The 18,308-nt window shown below is 39.1% G+C and carries 14 protein-coding genes; 11 read left to right on the top strand and 3 right to left on the bottom strand.

Features of this window, described 5'->3' with window-relative positions:
* Positions 1–353: 353 nt before the first annotated feature.
* On the bottom strand, positions 354–1,769 hold the full coding sequence (locus tag ACQKIM_RS22195) for a LysM peptidoglycan-binding domain-containing protein (protein ID WP_427548193.1): 1,416 nt from the start codon (positions 1,767–1,769) through the stop codon (positions 354–356).
* Positions 1,770–1,991: 222 nt separating this feature from the next.
* Between ACQKIM_RS22195 and ACQKIM_RS22190 the strand changes: the two genes are divergently transcribed.
* The 3 genes from ACQKIM_RS22190 (at position 1,992) to ACQKIM_RS22180 (ending at position 5,672) form a co-directional block, all read left to right on the top strand.
* Positions 1,992–3,341: an FAD-binding oxidoreductase gene (locus ACQKIM_RS22190; RefSeq protein WP_427548191.1), complete on the top strand. Its 1,350-nt coding sequence runs from the start codon at positions 1,992–1,994 to the stop codon at positions 3,339–3,341.
* Positions 3,342–3,868: 527 nt separating this feature from the next.
* A complete protein-coding gene (locus ACQKIM_RS22185; RefSeq protein WP_427548189.1) occupies positions 3,869–4,660 on the top strand; it encodes an alpha/beta fold hydrolase in 792 nt (263 codons plus the stop codon).
* Positions 4,661–4,673: 13 nt separating this feature from the next.
* A complete protein-coding gene (locus ACQKIM_RS22180) occupies positions 4,674–5,672 on the top strand; it encodes a sensor domain-containing diguanylate cyclase (RefSeq protein ID WP_427548187.1) in 999 nt (332 codons plus the stop codon).
* A 47-nt stretch (positions 5,673–5,719) separates the two neighbouring features.
* Here the strand turns inward: ACQKIM_RS22180 and ACQKIM_RS22175 are convergent, their stop codons facing one another.
* Positions 5,720–6,112 (bottom strand): (deoxy)nucleoside triphosphate pyrophosphohydrolase, encoded by a 393-nt coding sequence (locus ACQKIM_RS22175; RefSeq protein ID WP_427548185.1) that lies wholly within the window; start codon positions 6,110–6,112, stop codon positions 5,720–5,722.
* A 189-nt stretch (positions 6,113–6,301) separates the two neighbouring features.
* Between ACQKIM_RS22175 and ACQKIM_RS22170 the strand changes: the two genes are divergently transcribed.
* The 3 genes from ACQKIM_RS22170 (at position 6,302) to pheT (ending at position 11,161) form a co-directional block, all read left to right on the top strand.
* A complete protein-coding gene (locus ACQKIM_RS22170) occupies positions 6,302–7,066 on the top strand; it encodes a TrmH family RNA methyltransferase (protein WP_427548183.1) in 765 nt (254 codons plus the stop codon).
* A 626-nt stretch (positions 7,067–7,692) separates the two neighbouring features.
* A complete protein-coding gene (gene pheS / locus ACQKIM_RS22165) occupies positions 7,693–8,730 on the top strand; it encodes a phenylalanine--tRNA ligase subunit alpha (RefSeq protein ID WP_427548181.1) in 1,038 nt (345 codons plus the stop codon).
* Positions 8,731–8,743: 13 nt separating this feature from the next.
* Positions 8,744–11,161, top strand: coding sequence for a phenylalanine--tRNA ligase subunit beta (gene pheT / locus ACQKIM_RS22160; RefSeq protein ID WP_427548179.1), 2,418 nt, complete (start codon positions 8,744–8,746; stop codon positions 11,159–11,161).
* 467 nt (positions 11,162–11,628) lie between these two features.
* Here the strand turns inward: pheT and rnhC are convergent, their stop codons facing one another.
* A complete protein-coding gene (gene rnhC / locus ACQKIM_RS22155) occupies positions 11,629–12,552 on the bottom strand; it encodes a ribonuclease HIII (protein ID WP_427548178.1) in 924 nt (307 codons plus the stop codon).
* Positions 12,553–12,688: 136 nt separating this feature from the next.
* On the opposite strand from rnhC, the gene zapA reads away from it, so the two are divergent.
* From zapA to ACQKIM_RS22130, 5 genes are read left to right on the top strand one after another with little or no spacing between them, the layout of a single operon-like run.
* Entirely contained in the window at positions 12,689–12,949 is a 261-nt protein-coding gene (gene zapA / locus ACQKIM_RS22150; RefSeq protein WP_286924560.1) for a cell division protein ZapA, read from the top strand.
* 5 nt (positions 12,950–12,954) lie between these two features.
* The gene (locus ACQKIM_RS22145) at positions 12,955–13,494 is read left to right on the top strand and encodes a CvpA family protein (protein WP_427548175.1); all 540 of its coding nucleotides are present in this window, start codon (positions 12,955–12,957) and stop codon (positions 13,492–13,494) included.
* Positions 13,495–13,553: 59 nt separating this feature from the next.
* Positions 13,554–15,263 (top strand): DNA polymerase/3'-5' exonuclease PolX, encoded by a 1,710-nt coding sequence (gene polX / locus ACQKIM_RS22140; RefSeq protein ID WP_427548173.1) that lies wholly within the window; start codon positions 13,554–13,556, stop codon positions 15,261–15,263.
* 18 nt (positions 15,264–15,281) lie between these two features.
* A complete protein-coding gene (locus ACQKIM_RS22135; RefSeq protein WP_427548171.1) occupies positions 15,282–17,648 on the top strand; it encodes an endonuclease MutS2 in 2,367 nt (788 codons plus the stop codon).
* 21 nt (positions 17,649–17,669) lie between these two features.
* Positions 17,670–18,083 carry a DUF350 domain-containing protein gene (locus ACQKIM_RS22130; RefSeq protein WP_010860124.1) on the top strand — a complete coding sequence of 138 codons (414 nt, stop codon included), beginning with the start codon at positions 17,670–17,672 and terminating at the stop codon, positions 18,081–18,083.
* Positions 18,084–18,308 lie beyond the last annotated feature (225 nt).

Below are 18,308 nucleotides of genomic sequence, written 5' to 3'. Positions count from 1 at the left end.
TCTTAATATGGCTTTTGCATCGAATTTTTATCAAGGGGAAATTTAGGGAACGTAAAAATGTTAAACAGCTACGAATTATTTTGGGAAAATAGGTAACCTTAAAGAAAACAGATTCTAACTTACAATGTTCAAAACAATTTCTTCCATTCTATTAATGTGATAGGAGCTTTCCGCTCTGGCACTCGCTTTCTGCAGGCACAGCGTAAGCCGCAACCCTCGCTCCGTGCGGTTTGTTGCATCTTACGTCTTGTGTTGTTCCTGCTGGAGTTTCGCGCCGCCGCTACAAGCTCCTTCTAGAAGAATGGAAATATAAGTAATCATTTTTACTCATTTAGAGTTCTAAAAGAAAGTCTTTATAGTGAGAGCTTTTTTATGGAAAAATCATTATTTAATAGCACCCAATTTTGTGGGAAAGGAAAACCTAATGCCCAATAGCTAATCCCTCTGAGATTATATTGTCGCACCATATCAAATTTAGCTTGTGCACTTCGAGCATCTTCAAACCAAACTTCATGTTGTTTCCCATGTTCATCAACATAGCGAAAATACGGTGATTGTGCACCTCGGTCATATTGAATGGTTGCGCCATATTTTATTGCCCGATTCACAGCCTCTTGAGGACTGAAGGTTTCTGCTTCCTGCCCTTTCACATGTGGTAAAAGCCAATCACGAGCATAAAGCTCAAAGCCTAAAAGTATTTTTTCAGCAGGCATAACAGATAATGCATATTCCACAACTTTCCTCATTTCATTAATGGGAGATATTGCTTGTGGCGGGCCAAGTCGATAACCCCATTCATAAGTCATCAATACTACAAAATCTGCAATTTTTCCATGTGCTTCATAATCATGTGCCTCATACAATGTACCTGCCTGTGTTGCACTTGTTTTTGGTGCAAGTGCGGTAGATACTAAATAACCTTTAGGATGAAGACGGTCAACAGCTAGTTGAAGAAAGGCAGTATAATTTTCTCGATCTGCAGGAAGAACGTTTTCAAAATCAATATTTAAAACTTTATAGCCCTTCTCCTGCATTACTTGCAGAGTATTCGTAATAACCTTTTCACTTAATGCTACGCTGGATAAAATAACATGTGATAGGTTGGAGCCAGCTTGAGTAGAAGAAAAGTTTGTAAGTGTTAGCATAGGTGTAATGTTTTTTGCATTGGCAGCTGCGATCATTTCTTGATCATTGAGCGGCTCTAAAGTTCCATCCTCCTTTATCATATAAGCAAAAGGACTGAAATAAGTAAGAAGATGACCGATGGCGTTTATAGATTGAACAGCTTCTTCTGGTTTTTCATACGTATAGGCGTTTACCTCAATTAAAGGCTTTGCTCTTGGGATTATTAAGTGTGTACCTACATAAATCAGATTTGGATTTGAAATGCCATTTTCAACAGTAATGGCTTGAACAGTCGTACCATATTGATGAGCTATTTGGGATAATGTCTCTCCAGGTTGTACGATATGAATAATAGGTGGAATTACTAACTGAGTGCCAGGCGTTAATAAATCAGGATTGGTTAAATGATTGACAGAGACAATAGATTGAATCGATACGTTATATTGTTGTGCAATCGACCATAAAGTTTCTCCTTTTTTGACTGTATGAGTTGTATAGGGAGAGGGAATAACGAGTGATTGTCCGATTACTAATTGGTCTGGATTAGATAATCCATTTAATTGAATAATCTCCTGAATAGGTACGGAATAGTGGTTTGCTATTTGCCACAGTGTTTCACCTGCACTTACCACATGTATAATCATTGGACACCTCCAAAGTAGTTTTCATATTGCATCATATGTATAAAGGAAGAGAATGAGTATTTTTCTGAAAAAGCCTTAGCTCTTTTCTGTGGATTCAATGAAGCTACTTGAGTCTCTTCATAACCCAATTACCTTATAAAATATTTTATAGTTCATATTCTTTCCAAGTGATTTGCATAGGATAAAGCATATGCATTGATTATTTGAGAAAGGGGCTGTCTTTTGAAGAAAGTAAAGCTCACTGGAAGAATCGTTACCCCCGATGATCCGGGATATGATCAGGCAAGAACTAATAATAACTTAAATAATTCCAAATATCCGAGCATCATTGTGTTTTGTCAAAATACAAAAGACGTAATAAATGCATTAAGCTGGGCAAGGGAAAATAATGAACCATTTCGAATAAGAAGTGGCAGGCATAGCTATGAAAATTATTCATTATTAAATAAAGGTCTTGTTATTGATATTAGTGACATGAATGGCATTCATCTCAATCTTCAGGAGATGACAGTTAAAATTGAAGCAGGAGCAAATCTTGGAAGCGTGTATCGTATATTAGGGGAACAGGGTGTGACAATCCCGGCCGGAACAGAAAGCAGTGTGGGTGTCGTGGGCTTAACACTTGGAGGAGGTATTGGGATGCTATCTCGTCCATTTGGGTTAACTTGTGACAATTTGATTGACATTGAGATGGTGGGTGCAAGTGATCATGAAGGAGCAACAATAATTCAAGCAAACAGGCAGAAAAACAGTGATTTATTGTGGGCTTGCTGTGGAGGTGGTGGTGGCAATTTTGGTATCGTAACTGCACTTACCTTTAAACTACATCCAATTAGTGATGTTGCTATTTTTTCCATTACATGGGGTTGGGAGGATTTTGAACGTGCCTTTGACACATGGCAAAAATGGGCACCATATACAGATGAACGCTTGACGTCCCAGATTGAGCTTAAATCAAAGGAAATAGGTGAAATTGTTGCGCAAGGAGAGTTTGTCGGTTCTGCTTCGGAGTTAAAGAAATTACTACGTCCTTTAAGGAAAACAGGAACACCCATTAATATATGGATAAAGGAGATCCCATATTTAAAGGCTGTAGAATTTTTTGATATACCAAGTGGTAACCAGCCAGCCTTTCGTAAAAGATCTGGTTCTTTTATTGAAAGACCATTTCCACATGCCGCCATTGCACAAATGAAAGAATTCTTAGCTAAACCACCAAATAGAAATACAACTATATGGCAGCAATCTTTAGGAGGTGCTGTAGGTCAAGTTGCACCCAATCGTACTGCCTATTATTATAGAAATGCTTTAATGGCACAGGAGTACAATACTTCTTGGAAAAAATCTAAAGAAGAAGAGAAAAACATAAGGTGGGTAGAAAATGTCAGACAGGCTTTGTCTCCATACACTACTGGGGATTATGTCAATTTCCCTGATCGCTATATTAAAGATTGGTTGACTACCTATTATGGTCGTAATATACGTAGATTAAGAGAGATAAAGACGAAATACGATCCTTTGAATGTGTTTCATTTTCCTCAAAGTATCCCGCCTAATCGAAAATGGCTTTAGGTAGTGAATCAATTACGCCCCAGCATAATTGTAGCTGCCGCTTTGCTTTCGCTACAGATAAACAGTGCGTCCGGTTTTTTTTCGAGCTCGCCTCGAAAAATTCCTCTTCAAAATCCGTGACATCCGCCAGGGGCTTTGGGCCAACGTGATGTTGGTCACTCAGTCATGTGTTGCTGTCGCTTCGCTTTCGCACAGATAAATTGCCACAGGACGTGGCGTTCTTAGTCTGAGTTCCTCTATTTCAGCGGGCGTTTGTACGTCCACTGAGTAGGAAAAAACCGCATTCATCTCGCCACCTATAGAGATGAAAATATTCTGTATCTGCTGCTGCCGCTACGCTTACGCGCATAAAACATCTGCCGCTATGCTTTCGATACAAGAAACATTTGCTGAATAAAGATAAAAAGGGCAGGATGCTGAAAATTAGCTATGCATGCTGCTCTTTTCTATGAATAATTATCTTGATAATTATTGTCCTGCACGTCAAAATGAAGATATTACATATTTTTCTAAAGGGAGTAAATGCGATGATTAATGTAATGGTTCGTAATAATGTAAAAATAATTGGGAAGGGGAACCAGCCTATTATTTTTGCACATGGCTTTGGCTGCGATCAAGATATGTGGAGGTATATTACGCCTGCATTTGAAGAAAATTATCAAGTAATATTGTTTGATTATGTTGGTTCTGGTAATTCGGATTTACATTCCTACAACTCTGAAAAATATAATTCTTTACAGGGGTATGTCCAAGATATTTTAGACATTATCGAAGCATTAAAATTGAGAGATATTCTATTCGTTGGACATTCGATTAGCTCGATGATAGGCATGTTGGCATCCATCGAACAACCTACATATTTCAAAAAGCTAATAATGATTGGACCATCACCGTGTTATTTAAATGATGATGATTATCGTGGCGGTTTTGAACAAAGTGACATTACAGAGTTATTGGATATGATGGAAATGAATTTTGTCGGCTGGGCAAGCTATATGGCACCAATTGCTATGAACAATCCTGAGGTTCCTAAATTATCGCAGGAATTAGAGCAAACATTTATGGCTGCAAATCCTGAGATTGCTAGAGAGTTTGCAGAAGTGACCTTCTTATCAGATTATCGTGATGACCTAGCAAAAACGATTATACCTACACTTATTATGCAATGCTCTGATGATAGCATTGTACCCATTGAGGTGGGGGAATATTTACATAGTCACCTGAAAAATAGCACATTTTTGTTGATGAAGGCGAAGGGGCATTACCCGCATATTAGTCATCCTGAAGAAACGATTCGCTGTATTACAGAATTTTTGTGAAAGGAAATTTAAAATGGAAAAACGATTGAATTATGCGCCTTGTGGTTTTCTTTCTATCACCCATGAAGGGATAATCACAGATATAAATCAAACCTTCCTTCAATGGCTGGGCTATGAGCAGGAGGATTTGATAAATAAACATATAGAAATTCTTATGTCTACTCCAAATAAATTGATATTTCATTCTTATTTTTATCCGAACATTAATTTAAACGAACATATTGAGGAGCTATTTATCAGCTTGAAGCATCGTGATGGAATGTCCGTTCCATTTCTATTGAATGCTAAGTTATTTACAGAAAACAAATTGGAGTATATAGATTGCATTCTAGTAAAGATGAAAAAGCGAATTGATTATGAACTCGAACTACGTTCAACAAAAAAACAAATGGAAGCTGCCTATTTGGAGAAGGATCAGGCTTTAGCAAAATTAGAGCAAATTCATCTGGAAATCGAACAAAAACAGGCTGAGTTACTTTCTATGAATGCAACATTAGTAGAATTATCTGTAACAGATAAACTAACTGGTTTGAAAAATAGGAGATTTTTTCAGGATAAATTAGATGAACAGCTGTCCAACTATGAAAAATCAGCTTCTCCTTTCTCACTTTTTATTTTAGACATCGATCACTTCAAAAAGGTAAATGATACATTTGGCCATCAAGTAGGAGATGAGGTCCTTGCACAATTAGCACAGCTATTAAAAGATCAAGCACGTTCATTAGATATTGTTGCACGTTATGGTGGGGAGGAATTTGTTGTTATTTTACCTGAAACTAATCAAGACGAGGCAAAAGCTATTGCAGAACAATTGCGGCAAGCTGTAGAGCAAGCAGAGTGGCAAACTGGGCGAATCACAGTGAGCGTCGGTATAGCCACTGTTCACAAAACGGATAATGAGACTACCATTTTACAAAGAGCTGACAAGGCTTTATATGCTTCTAAGGAAAATGGTCGAAATCGCGTAACACATAGTATGGATTTAACAAATGGGGATTTTTTTAAACAATGAAAAAAGATGGCGATTAAGAAAATTACTTAATTGCCATCTTTTTGTTGTTATTCTGCCAGCAATTTTTTTATTGATGGGACGTCTGCTGGAGCAAAATTTAATTCTAAAAGCTGGTGTCGAGCTACCCATCTGATTTCAGTATGTTCTAAAGCAAGTGGTTCTCCGCTAATTATAGTAGCTTTATATGTCTCTAATCGCACAGTGAATTCCCGATATTCATAAGTGGTATCCTCTACTTTGTCGTTCACCTCTATAGAACAATTAAATTCCTCTAATATTTCACGAGCTAATGCCTGTTTTGATGATTCCCCTGCTTCTATTTTACCACCAGGAAATTCCCAATAGTTAGCGAGTACCATTTGAGGATTTCGTAATGCACAAAAAATTTCATCCTTGTCATTTTCAATAATTGCGCCCACTACGTGTATATGTTTTTTCATTTTATTCATCCTAAAGTTTTTTATAGTCAGTATATGAAATACTGTAGATTATAACATGTAGCTTTATACTTTTGTTACTAAAAAATAAAAGCTATCTTCACTTAAACAGTTTTTCCACGACTATGTAAATTGTTATTTTCTACTGTATAATAATAATCAGTAAATAGGAAAAAGGCGGTACGAGGTACGATGAAAAGAATTGAATCTACGCAAAATGCATTAGTGAAATACTGGAAGAAGCTAGCGACGACACGTAAAGAGCGTGAACGATCTGGAGAATTTATCGTAGAAGGATTCCATTTAGTAGAGGAAGCATTAAAAAATAAGGAGCAGGTAATGCAACTCATCGTGCGTGAAGGTGTAGATTTACCAATGCTTTGGCCGATTGACGATATTGCCATCATTGAAGTGACTGTAACTGTTGCGAAGGAATTTGCTGAAACGGAGACCTCTCAGGGTGTATTTGCAGTTTGTAAGCAACCTTTAATAGTGGAAGATGTAATGGCTTCGTGGCGAAAGGTATTATTGATTGATGCTGTACAAGATCCTGGAAATATCGGAACAATGATTCGTACGGCTGATGCTGCGGGCTTGGATGCAGTTATACTAGGCAAAGGCAGTGCGGATATATATAATCCTAAAACACTTCGTTCTGCACAGGGCTCACATTTTCATATTCCAGTGCTTCGTGGCGATTTGGAGGACTGGATAGAGCATCTTCAGGAAAATGGTGTACCTGTATTTGGAACGGCTTTAGATGAAGATGCGGTTGTCTATAGCGATATTCAGCATACTGGTGCTTTTGCCATCATTATGGGCAATGAAGGCAGTGGTATCCATCCGCAATTGCTTGCTATGACCGATCAAAATATTATGATTCCTATTTTTGGACAGGCAGAATCATTAAATGTAGCGGTGGCAACAGGAATTGTATTATATGGTTTTGTTAAATAAACGGATAGAAGTGTCAAAGTAGCTGATAGAACTATCGAACAGATGGATAGAACAACAGAAGTGAGGGTTAGATTCCTTAAATCGACGGATGCATTGTCATAAAAAGGGTTATGACTACTTTCGAATCATTAATATCCGCAATAATGGGGAGATGCCCCTTGATTTGCATTAGTATAGTATTGTATAATCACTTTTAAATTGTAAACTTGAATATGAAAATGCTTTGACCAGGAAGTAGTAAAGATTGTGAATGGACGACAGGGAGCGAGGGCCAGAGATTGAGAGCCAGCGCCGAACCAATGCAATTTTGAATTCATCCTGCGAGCAGCTACCGGGACCAGCAAAATGCTGTAAAGGTATGCCGGCTTTAATCTAGTCGTTATGTCAATGAAGTGATTGCTTGGCGTTTGCCCTGCAATAACTAGGGTGGTACCGCGAATATGTCCTCGTCCCTTTTTTAGGGGCGAGTTTTTTTATGCCATCAAAAAGCTGACATTTATTTTGTAGTGGAAGTGAAACATCAGTTACAAGCTTGGGAACAATCAAAATCTAGACGCATTGTTTACCTATAGTGATAGCTGCAATGACGCCAAGGCGAAATTGATTTGAACAAGGAGGATTTACACATGGAAGAGCAATTAAAGCAGTTAGAGCAAGAAGCACTTGCTAAAATTGAAGCAGCAGCAAATTTAAAAGAATTAAATGATGTGCGTGTAGCCTATCTAGGAAAAAAAGGACCTATCACAGATTTATTAAAAGGGATGGGGAAATTATCAGCAGAGGAACGCCCTAAAATGGGTGCCTTAGTAAATACAGTTCGTGAAAAGGTAACAGCAGTTTTAGAAGAAAAGGCAACTGTGCTAGAGGAAGCAGCTATTGCTGAAAAATTAGCAAGTGAGTCGATTGATGTCACTTTACCAGGTCGAGAAATTAAAGTAGGAAATCGCCATCCTTTGACACGTGTTATTGAAGAAATTGAAGATTTATTTATCGGAATGGGCTATGAAATTGCAGAAGGTCCTGAAGTGGAGAAGGATTACTATAACTTTGAAGCACTAAACTTACCAAAAGGACACCCTGCTCGTGACATGCAGGATTCATTCTATATTTCCGAGGAAATATTATTACGTACACAGACATCACCTGTGCAAGCCCGCACTATGGAGGCAAAAAAAGGTGAATCGATTCGCATTATTTGCCCAGGGAAAGTATTTCGTCGTGACAACGATGATGCTACACACTCTCACCAATTTATGCAAATTGAAGGGCTAGTTATTGGCGAAAATATTCGTATGAGTGATCTTAAAGGTACTTTAGATTCTCTAGCGAAGAAAATGTTTGGTGCTGATCGTGAAATTCGATTACGCCCGAGCTTTTTCCCATTCACAGAGCCGTCTGTTGAAATGGATATTTCTTGCTTCAAATGTGGTGGTTCAGGCTGTAACATTTGTAAAGGCACAGGCTGGATTGAAATTTTAGGAGCAGGTATGGTACATCCAAGAGTACTTGAAATGTCTGGCTATGATCCGAAAAAAGTTTCAGGCTTTGCATTCGGTATCGGTGCAGAACGTATCGCAATGTTGAAATACGGTGTCGACGATATTCGTCATTTCTATACAAGTGACACACGTTTCTTATCACAATTCGAGCGAACAGAGGCGTAAGGGGGATTAAAAAATGTTAGTTTCATTAGAATGGTTAAAAGATTATGTAAATACACAGGATTTAGTGCCTGAGCAGTTAGCGGAAAAAATTACGCGCTCTGGAATTGAGGTAGATGCGATAATTGATCGCGCTAACGGAATGGATAAAGTTGTAGTGGGCTATGTCGTATCCAAAGAAAAACACCCTGAAGCGGATAAATTAAATATTTGCCAAGTGGATGTTGGTGAAGCTGAGCCACAGCAAATTATTTGTGGTGCGCCAAACGTTGATGCGGGACAAAAGGTTATTGTGGCTCGTCCAGGTGCACATTTACCAGGCGGCATTAAAATTAAAAAAGCGAAACTACGTGGACATGAATCAAATGGTATGATTTGTTCATTACAAGAGCTAGGCATCGAAGGGAAGCTTGTTCCTAAAGCATATTCTGAAGGAATTTATGTACTTCCTGCTGATGCTGAAGTTGGTTCAGATGCCCTTGCTATTTTAGGTTTACGAGACACAGTACTAGAGCTCGGTTTAACACCAAATCGTTCAGATGCACTATCAATGCTGGGTGTGGCATACGAAGTTGGTGCAATTCTTTCGGAAGAAGTGAAGTATCCAGAAATCGCCTACAACACATCTACTGAAAAAGCAGAAGACAAATTAAAGCTTCGAGTAGAAGATTTACAAGCAAACCCAATGTACGTAGCTAAAGTTGTGAAAAATGTAAAAATCGCAGAATCACCAATGTGGCTACAAAATCGTTTAATGGCTGCGGGTGTACGTCCTCACAATAATGTTGTCGATGTAACGAACTATATCTTAATGGAATACGGTCAACCGCTTCATGCCTTTGATTATAATAGCCTTGCAACAGGTGAAATCGTTGTACGTAAAGCGACAGAGGGTGAACAAATTACAACTTTAGATGACCAAGAGCGTACATTAAAAGCGACTGATTTAGTGATTACTAATGGTAAAGAGCCAGTAGCTATCGCAGGTGTTATGGGAGGCGCAAATTCTGAAGTAACAGAGTCTACTACAACAGTTGTTATTGAATCTGCTTATTTCGATGGCTTAACTGTACGCCAAACTTCACGTCGTCTAGGCTTGCGCTCAGATGCCTCTGCACGTTTCGAAAAGGGCGTTGACCCTAATCGCGTTTTACCAGCAGCAGAACGTGCAGCAGCATTATTAGCTGAACTTGCTGGTGGAGAAGTGCTAGAAGGAACATGTCATGTCGATGAACTGGATAAAACACCAGCTCGTGTTGTTGTATCGCCAGACTTTATTAATGAACGTTTAGGAATGAAAATTTCATTAGAAGATATGCTTTCTATTTTAGAACGTCTGAAATTCGGGGTAGAGGCAGCGAACGGCCTGTTAATAATTGATGCACCAACTCGTCGTCAGGATATTAAAATTGAAGAGGATATCGTTGAGGAAATTGCTCGTTTATTTGGTTATGATGAAATTCCAATGACATTACCAGAGGGTGCTACTCAAGTAGGTAGTTTAACACCATATCAAGCAAATCGTCGTGTAGTTCGTAATTTTATGGAGGGAGCAGGGCTTTATCAGGCTGTAACCTATTCATTAACATCTGAGGCATTGTCACAGCGTTTCGCATTAAAGGCTGAGCCAGTTACTCGCTTGCTAATGCCTATGAGTGAAGAACGTTCAACATTACGTCAGAGCCTGATTCCTCATCTAATTGAAGCAGCTGCTTATAATGTAGCCCGACAAGCTGAGAGTGTTGCACTTTATGAGGTTGGTTCTGTGTTCCTTGGTCAATTAGAAGAAGGGCAGCCATATGAGGAAGAGCATGTAGCAGCAGTTTTAACAGGAAAATGGTTAGATCATGCTTGGCAGAGTGAGAAGAAAGCAGTTGACTTCTTTGTCTTAAAAGGCATTGTTGAGGGCGTTATCGGTAAGCTTGGTTTAGGGGGGCGCGTTTCATTTGTGCAAGCACAAGTCGATGGTTTACATCCAGGACGTACGGCTAGCATTCTTTTAGATGGTGAGCAAGTCGGCATTATTGGCGGTTTACATCCTGCAGAGCAAAAAGCGTGGGGTGTTAAAGACACATATGTCATGGAAATGAATTTAGTAGCATTATTAAATGCCACTGCACAAGAGGAACCACTTGCCTACACATCAGTGCCTCGTTTCCCAGCAATGTCTCGTGATATCGCTCTAATCATGAATCGCGCTACAACTGCTGGGGAAGTTATCACAGTTATTCGCTCAGCTGGCGTAAAATTATTGAAAGACATCCGTGTATTTGATGTTTACGAGGGTGAAAAAATGGAGCCAGGTAAAAAATCTGTTGCGTTCTCACTCACTTACCTTGATCCAGAGCGTACTTTAACAGATGAAGAAGTTGTTGCAGCTCATAATAAGGTACTAAAAGCAATTGCAACAATTGAAGGTACAGAAGTACGTTAATATTATTTAGGAAGACTGTCTTACGGGGCAGTCTTTTTTAATTTGGGAGAGGTAATTTGTAGAGAGTGGTTATTGTACTTGAAAGGAGTTGAAGGGTGATAAGTGAGTGAAAGATGATCAAAAAGTGATTGCTTCGCTCAAAAGAGTTGCAAGATGATCAAAAAAGTGATTGCTTCGCTCCAAAAAGTGTGAAAAGTGATCAAAAAAGTAATTGCTCTGTTCGAAAGTTTTCGTAAGGTGATCGAAAAAGAGGTTGCTCCACTGGAAAAAGGATGGAAGTTATCGAAAAAATGATTCCCCGCTAATTTTATAAACGAGTTGCTAAAGTAAAATAGGTTCGACTAAGCAAGGAAATATCAAATGTATCAATAATGTGTCATAAATAATTCTCTGTCTGCTCAAACAAAGCACTCAATAATTTGAACGACCCGATTAGTTGTGAAATCGAGTCGCTCAAACTACTTCCTTTAAATCATTTTTCTTGCTTTTTCGGTATTTGCAAAATGCCATTTCGTAATGGAACGTAAAAAATCTTCACCTTGACCTCGCCAAATACGTGCTGCTAAAGCATCTACTTTCGCAGAAGCTCCCTTTAATAATTCCAATCCAGCAAGCTTACTTAGTTGATCCATTTCTTTTAAGAAAGCCGCACGAGCTAATATGGAGGCCGTTGCGACTGAAACATGCAATTGCTCTGCTTTTGTTGAAAAAAGCACATCCTCTCGAACAATTTCTCGCTCATTCTTTAAGTAATTGTAATAAACGCCTCGTTCAGCAAATTGATCGATTAAAATATGCTGTGGTTTTTCTGGCGCCATTTTTAGTAGAGTGTTTTTAAGTGCTTTATTGTGCATCATTGCCTTCATTTTTCCCTGTGAATAGCCCTTCTCCTGTAAAATATTGTATTTCTCATTCCGCAGTACCAGTACACTATGGACACAGGCTGCACGTAAATCTGGTGCTATTTTACGCATATAGTCATCTGTTAGCATTTTTGAATCTTTTACTCCAAGCTCGTTTACCAGCTCAATTTTTGTTGAGGGGACATAAACAGCTGCTACTGTAATCGGTCCGAAAAAATCGCCAGTGCCAGTTTCATCTGAGCCAAGTACTGACATTGTAGCAAATCCATTTGGCAAAACATCTCCCTTTGTACCAATGGCTGAAGCTTTTGGCGGAGTAGGTATACTACTGCCCCAACGAGCAGCTTCCCGTTCAGCTCCTCCCCCTTGAAACATTAATTTACCTGATTTATACATGGTGATTGCCGTATCTGGAAGCTTTGCAGCAAAGATAACACCAGGTGCATTTCGTTCTACATAATGGCTTGCATAGAAGTCCATCACTTCTTTTTGTATATTTGTTGATATTGATAGCACAATATTTGACATTTAATCGTCCCTTTCTGTCCTCATTGTTCACAATTTTATATCTTTCATGGTATGATAATAAATAGCTTTTTTGTGTGATGCTGTTCACAAATAAAAAAATCGTGAACATAAAGATTTAAAAAAGGAGGGTGCGACTATGGAAAATCAAGAGAAGAATAAAATTTCCGTGGAAATATATGGTCACACTTATAAAATGGTTGGCTCTGAATCCATTGGACATATGCGACTTGTCGCTTCAATTGTTGATGACCGTATGCGCGAAATGAATTTACATAACCCCTCACTTGATAGCACAAAACTTGCCGTTCTAACAGCAGTAAATACTGTTCACGATTATTTACTATTAAAAGAGCAGATGGAGCGACTAGAAGAAGAATTGAAAAAATTAAAGGGTTGAAGTGAATGCTAGATTTAATCATATTGGCGGTGCTATTAGCTGGAATTATTACTGGTGCAAAACGAGGTTTCATCGTTCAGATGATGCATATCGTCAGCTTTATAGTTGCCCTCATTGTTGCGTATATTTATTATAAGCCATTAGCACAAAAATTTGTGTTTTGGATTCCGTATCCAGGTGTAACGGATTCAGGTAGTCTTGGCGTAGTCATAGATAGTCTGGATTTAGACAGCACATTTTACCGTGTCATTGCCTTCGCTGTTATTTTCTTCGCTGTGAAAATTTCATTGCAAATTATTGCGTCGATTTTTGATTTTATAGCGTATTTACCAGTGTTAAACACTTTAAATCGCTGGCTTGGAGCATTGTTTGGCATGATTGAAAACTATTTAATTATGTTTATTTTGCTATACATTCTTGCCTTATTGCCAGTTGATTTTATTCAAGGGTTAATGTCGAAGTCACTGTTAAGTGGTCTTATTTTGGAGCATACACCGATTATTACGAAGATGTTCCAAAACTGGTGGTATATTTATATGCAATAGTAAACTTTGCACTTCTCTCGGCTGTGAGAGAAGTGTTTTTACGATAGGAGGAACTTCTGTTGAACAAAAAAACAATTATTCGCACACTTGAAAAAATCGCATTATATATGGAATTACAGGGGGAAAATCCATTTAAAGTGTCAGCCTTTCGAAAAGCGGCTGCGGCCCTTGAAGGGGATGAACGTTCATTAAGTGAGATGGAGGATGTAACGAAGCTAAAAGGAATTGGTAAAGGAACTGCTGCTGTTATTGAGGATTTATTGGCAACTGGACAGTCCAGTCTATTAAAAGAATTAGAAGAAATTGTTCCTAAGGGCTTATTACCATTATTAAAATTACCTGGATTAGGTGGTAAAAAAATAGCCAAGCTTCATCAGGAGCTAGGAATTGATTCGGCAGAAAGTCTAAAGGCGGCATGTGAGGCATGTAAAGTTCGTGAGTTGGCAGGCTTTGCGGCAAAAACTGAAGAAAAAATATTGAAGGAGCTTGCCAATTTAGCTAATCGTTCAGAGCGTTTACCAATTTGGCAGCTGGAGTCAGTTGTTTTACAAATAGAGGCACTTCTAGGTAGTATGAAGGAAGTAGAACGTTTTTCAGTTGCTGGAAGCTTCCGTCGAGCTACAGAAACAAGTAAAGATATTGATTTTATCGTTGTGACTGAAGCAGTTGAGGCTGTTCGTGAACAACTGCTGCATGAGCTCTCCATACAAGAAGTGGTAGCAGCTGGTGATACGAAAATCTCTGTCATTTTAGATTTAGACGAGCCAGTAAGTGTGGATTTCCGATTAGTAAAGGATGCGGAATATGCAACTGCCCTACATCATTTTACAGGCTCAAAGGATCATAATGTTCGTATGCGTCAAATTGCTAAAGCACGAGGTGAGAAGATAAGTGAATATGGCGTTGAGCAGGCAGATGGCACCGTATTGACCTTTACAGATGAAGCAGCATTTTTTGCCCATTTTGATTTACCTTTTATCCCTCCAAGCCTACGTACAGGTACAACAGAGTTTGACAAAACCGGTGATATTCAAACCTTAGTAAAACTAGAGGATATCAAGGCAGATTTGCATATGCATACGACTTGGTCAGATGGAGCCTATTCTGTGGCAGAAATGGGCGAAGCTTTAATCGCACGAGGCTATCTATATAGCGTTATTACAGATCATTCGCAATTTTTAAAAGTAGCAAATGGTTTAACGCCTGAGCGTTTAGTAAAGCAGCGTGCTGAAATAGATGCATTTAATAAAGCACATTCGAATTTTCATTTATATGCAGGGACAGAAATGGATATTTTGCCAGACGGGTCACTTGATTTTGACGATGAAGTATTAAAAGAGTTAGATTTTGTGATTGCATCCATCCACTCTAGCTTTACACAGTCTCAGGAGAAAATAATGACACGCTTACTAACGGCGATGCAAAATCCGTATGTGCATATGATTGCGCATCCTACAGGTCGCATTATTGAGGATCGTCAGGGTTATAATCCTGATATGGAGCAATTAATTGCTTGGGCGAAGGAATATGGTAAAATTTTAGAGTTAAATGCCAATCCATATCGTCTTGATTTATGTGTGGAGCATTTAGAAATGGCTATGGCAGCCGATGTGCCTGTAGCCATTAATACAGATGCCCATGATATTGCGCATTTGCGTTTTATGGATATTGGAGTACGTTATGCAAATAGAGCATGGCTGAAAAAGGATATGATTGTGAATACATGGACGCGGGAACAATTTGAGGCGTTTATTCGACGAAATAAATAGGTTGAGGAGGTGTTCTCAGTGATCGCAGAACGCGCATTGAAAACACTAGAATATGATAAAGTACGTCAGCAAGTGGCTGCATATTGTACTTCATCAATTGGCAAAACAGCTATTGATGAGCTTGTACCACAGACAGACTATGAAAAAGTTGTACAATTATTAGAGGAAATGGATGATGGACTTTCCATTTTACGTGTAAAAGGCAATGTACCAATGGGTGGAATTTTTGATGTACGCCCAGCTGCAAGACGTGCACAAATCGGTGGTATGCTTTCAGCGATGGAATTGATGGAAGTTTCAAGTACGATTCGAGCTAGCAGAATTCTTCGCAATTTCATTGAGGATATTGAATCAGAAACAGTGATTGAGATTCCTCATTTCATTACTAAAAAGGAAGCAATGCCTGTTTTAACTGGCTTGCAACATGAAATTAACAATTGCATTGATGACAACGGTTCAGTGCTAGATTCAGCAAGCCAAACTTTGCGTTCCATACGCCAGTCCTTACGAGCTGAGGAGGCTAAGGTACGCTCGAAGCTTGAGAGCCTTATTCGTGGGAGTAATGCCGCAAAAATGCTGTCAGATGCACTCGTAACTATCCGTAATGATCGCTTTGTTATTCCCGTTAAACAGGAGTATCGTCATCATTATGGTGGGATTGTTCATGATCAATCATCTTCGGGTCAAACATTATTCATCGAGCCAGATTCGGTTGTGCAGGCAAATAATGAAATTCATCGACTCAAAATGAAGGAGCAAGCTGAAATTGAACGCATTTTACTTGCTTTAAGTGCTATGGTAGAGGAAGTAGCCCCTGATTTATTTAACTTAGTAAAAGTACTTGGTGAAATAGACGTTATTTTAGCAAAGGGGAAATATGGTCAAGCAAATAAATGTACAATGCCAAAAATGAATAACGATGGCTATATTCGCTTAGTACGTGCACGTCATCCACTTTTACCGATTGACACTGCAGTTGCGAATGATATTGAATTCGGTAAAGACATTACGGCAATTGTTATTACAGGACCAAACACTGGCGGTAAAACAGTAACATTAAAAACTGTTGGATTATGTACATTGATGGCACAGGCTGGTTTACCAGTACCTGCTCTTGATGGCTCAGAATTAGCGGTCTTCAAGCAGCTATTTGCAGATATTGGTGATGAACAATCCATTGAGCAATCACTATCAACATTCTCCTCTCATATGGTTAATATTGTAGACATTTTACAAAAGTTTGATCATGAGTCACTAGTTCTCTTCGATGAACTAGGAGCTGGAACAGATCCTCAGGAGGGTGCAGCTCTTGCTATTTCTATTTTAGATGAAGTACATGGAAGAGGAGCTCGTGTGATGGCAACGACTCACTACCCAGAACTAAAAGCTTATGGTTATAATCGTCCTGGTGTTGCCAATGCAAGTGTGGAGTTTGATATTGAAACTTTGAGTCCAACATACCGTTTGCTTATTGGTGTTCCTGGTCGCTCCAATGCATTTGAAATTTCAAGTCGCCTTGGCCTACCAGAATCCATTATAGATAGAGCGAAAGACTTTACAGGTACAGATCGACATGAGGTTGAGTCAATGATTGCTTCACTTGAGGAGACACGTCGCCAATCCGAGGATGATGCAGAGCGATCTCATGAATTACTGATAGAATCTGAAGCCTTACGTAAAGAGCTACAGGAAAAACTACAAGCTTATGAAGAGCGTAAAGAGGCACTTGATAAAAAAGCGAAGGAAAAAGCTCGAAAAATAGTCGATGAGGCGAAAAGAGAAGCAGAATCGATCATAGCTGAGCTACGTGAAATGCGTAAAAATGCGGACCAGGTCGTGAAGGAGCATGAGCTTATAGAAGCTCGTAAGCGCTTGGAAGAAGCGACACCTCTCGATAATAATAAAGTGCTAAAGAAAGCAGCTCAAGTTAAGGCTCGCGCTCAAAACCTAGTTGTCGGAGACGAGGTAAAGGTGTTAAGCTATGGTCAACGGGGTACTTTACTGGAAAAAGTGTCCGATTCCGAATGGATTGTGCAAATGGGCATTTTGAAAATGAAAATTTCGGATAGTGACCTTGAATATATCAAGCCAGAGAAAGAGCCCGTGCAACGTATTGCAGGTGTTAAAAACCGCAATAGCCATGTGAAATTAGAATTGGATTTACGTGGTGAGCGTTTCGAGGACGCGATTTTACGTACTGAAAAGTATATTGATGATGCCTTACTAGCCAATTATGGGCGTGTATCGATTATTCATGGTGTTGGTACAGGTGCATTGCGCCAGGGAATTCAAAACTATTTGAAAAAGCATAAGCGTGTAAAATCCTTCCGTTTTGGTGAAGCCGGTGAGGGAGGCTTTGGTGTCACGGTTGTGGAATTGAAATAAGCAGTAAAGGGGACGGAGAAAATGCTGAATTCTAGCTTTTGGCGATATCCGATTATCGAAACGGCAGGATACTTTAGTGTTGTTGTGTTATGTTTAGTCGTCTCGATGGCATTGTTCGAAGTCGTTACGAAATATAAAAATTGGGAAGAAATAAAAAACGGCAATGTTGCTGTAGCACTCGCAACTGGAGGGAAAATTTTAGGGATTTGCAATATTTTCCGTTACTCCATTGCTCGACACAGCACTTTGAGTGAAATGATTGGCTGGGGTCTTTTTGGCTTTACATTGCTGATTGTGGCATATTTTTTATTTGAATTTATGACTCCACGTTTTAATGTAGATCAAGAAATTGCGAATGATAATCGCTCAGTTGGCTTTATTTCCTTCACCATTTCAGTAGGTCTATCGTTTGTGATTGGGGCAAGTATTGCATAGGAGTGTCATGACATGGAAAAATTAGCAAAAGTACTAATCGTTGTCTGCATCGCATTTTTGGCAGTCGGTGTCTACTATATGATGACCCTTTAAACAAGTAACGCATCCTGTTTGTGAGGATGCGTTTTTGTTGTATCTTTTGAAAACCCCTTGCTATGCGAGGGGTTCTAAAGAGCTTCTAGCTATGGACAAGAAAAAAACCCCCAGCCATACAATGAATTCAGG

It is taken from the genome of Lysinibacillus sp. NPDC047702 (genome assembly GCF_050272555.1).
Lineage (GTDB): Bacteria > Bacillota > Bacilli > Bacillales_A > Planococcaceae > Lysinibacillus.
The sequence above is the reverse complement of the archived record's forward strand: the minus strand, read 5'-3'. Positions and strand labels throughout refer to the sequence as shown.

What these genes read in the sequence shown, in the direction of transcription:
- ACQKIM_RS22195 (WP_427548193.1), bottom strand. Translation starts at nt 1,769, where the DNA reads ATGATTATACATGTGGTAAGTGCAGGTGAAACACTGTGGCAAATAGCA.
- ACQKIM_RS22185 (WP_427548189.1), top strand. Translation starts at nt 3,869, where the DNA reads ATGATTAATGTAATGGTTCGTAATAATGTAAAAATAATTGGGAAGGGG.
- ACQKIM_RS22180 (WP_427548187.1), top strand. Translation starts at nt 4,674, where the DNA reads ATGGAAAAACGATTGAATTATGCGCCTTGTGGTTTTCTTTCTATCACC.
- ACQKIM_RS22175 (WP_427548185.1), bottom strand. Translation starts at nt 6,112, where the DNA reads ATGAAAAAACATATACACGTAGTGGGCGCAATTATTGAAAATGACAAG.
- ACQKIM_RS22170 (WP_427548183.1), top strand. Translation starts at nt 6,302, where the DNA reads ATGAAAAGAATTGAATCTACGCAAAATGCATTAGTGAAATACTGGAAG.
- pheS (WP_427548181.1), top strand. Translation starts at nt 7,693, where the DNA reads ATGGAAGAGCAATTAAAGCAGTTAGAGCAAGAAGCACTTGCTAAAATT.
- pheT (WP_427548179.1), top strand. Translation starts at nt 8,744, where the DNA reads ATGTTAGTTTCATTAGAATGGTTAAAAGATTATGTAAATACACAGGAT.
- rnhC (WP_427548178.1), bottom strand. Translation starts at nt 12,552, where the DNA reads ATGTCAAATATTGTGCTATCAATATCAACAAATATACAAAAAGAAGTG.
- zapA (WP_286924560.1), top strand. Translation starts at nt 12,689, where the DNA reads ATGGAAAATCAAGAGAAGAATAAAATTTCCGTGGAAATATATGGTCAC.
- ACQKIM_RS22145 (WP_427548175.1), top strand. Translation starts at nt 12,955, where the DNA reads ATGCTAGATTTAATCATATTGGCGGTGCTATTAGCTGGAATTATTACT.
- ACQKIM_RS22130 (WP_010860124.1), top strand. Translation starts at nt 17,670, where the DNA reads ATGCTGAATTCTAGCTTTTGGCGATATCCGATTATCGAAACGGCAGGA.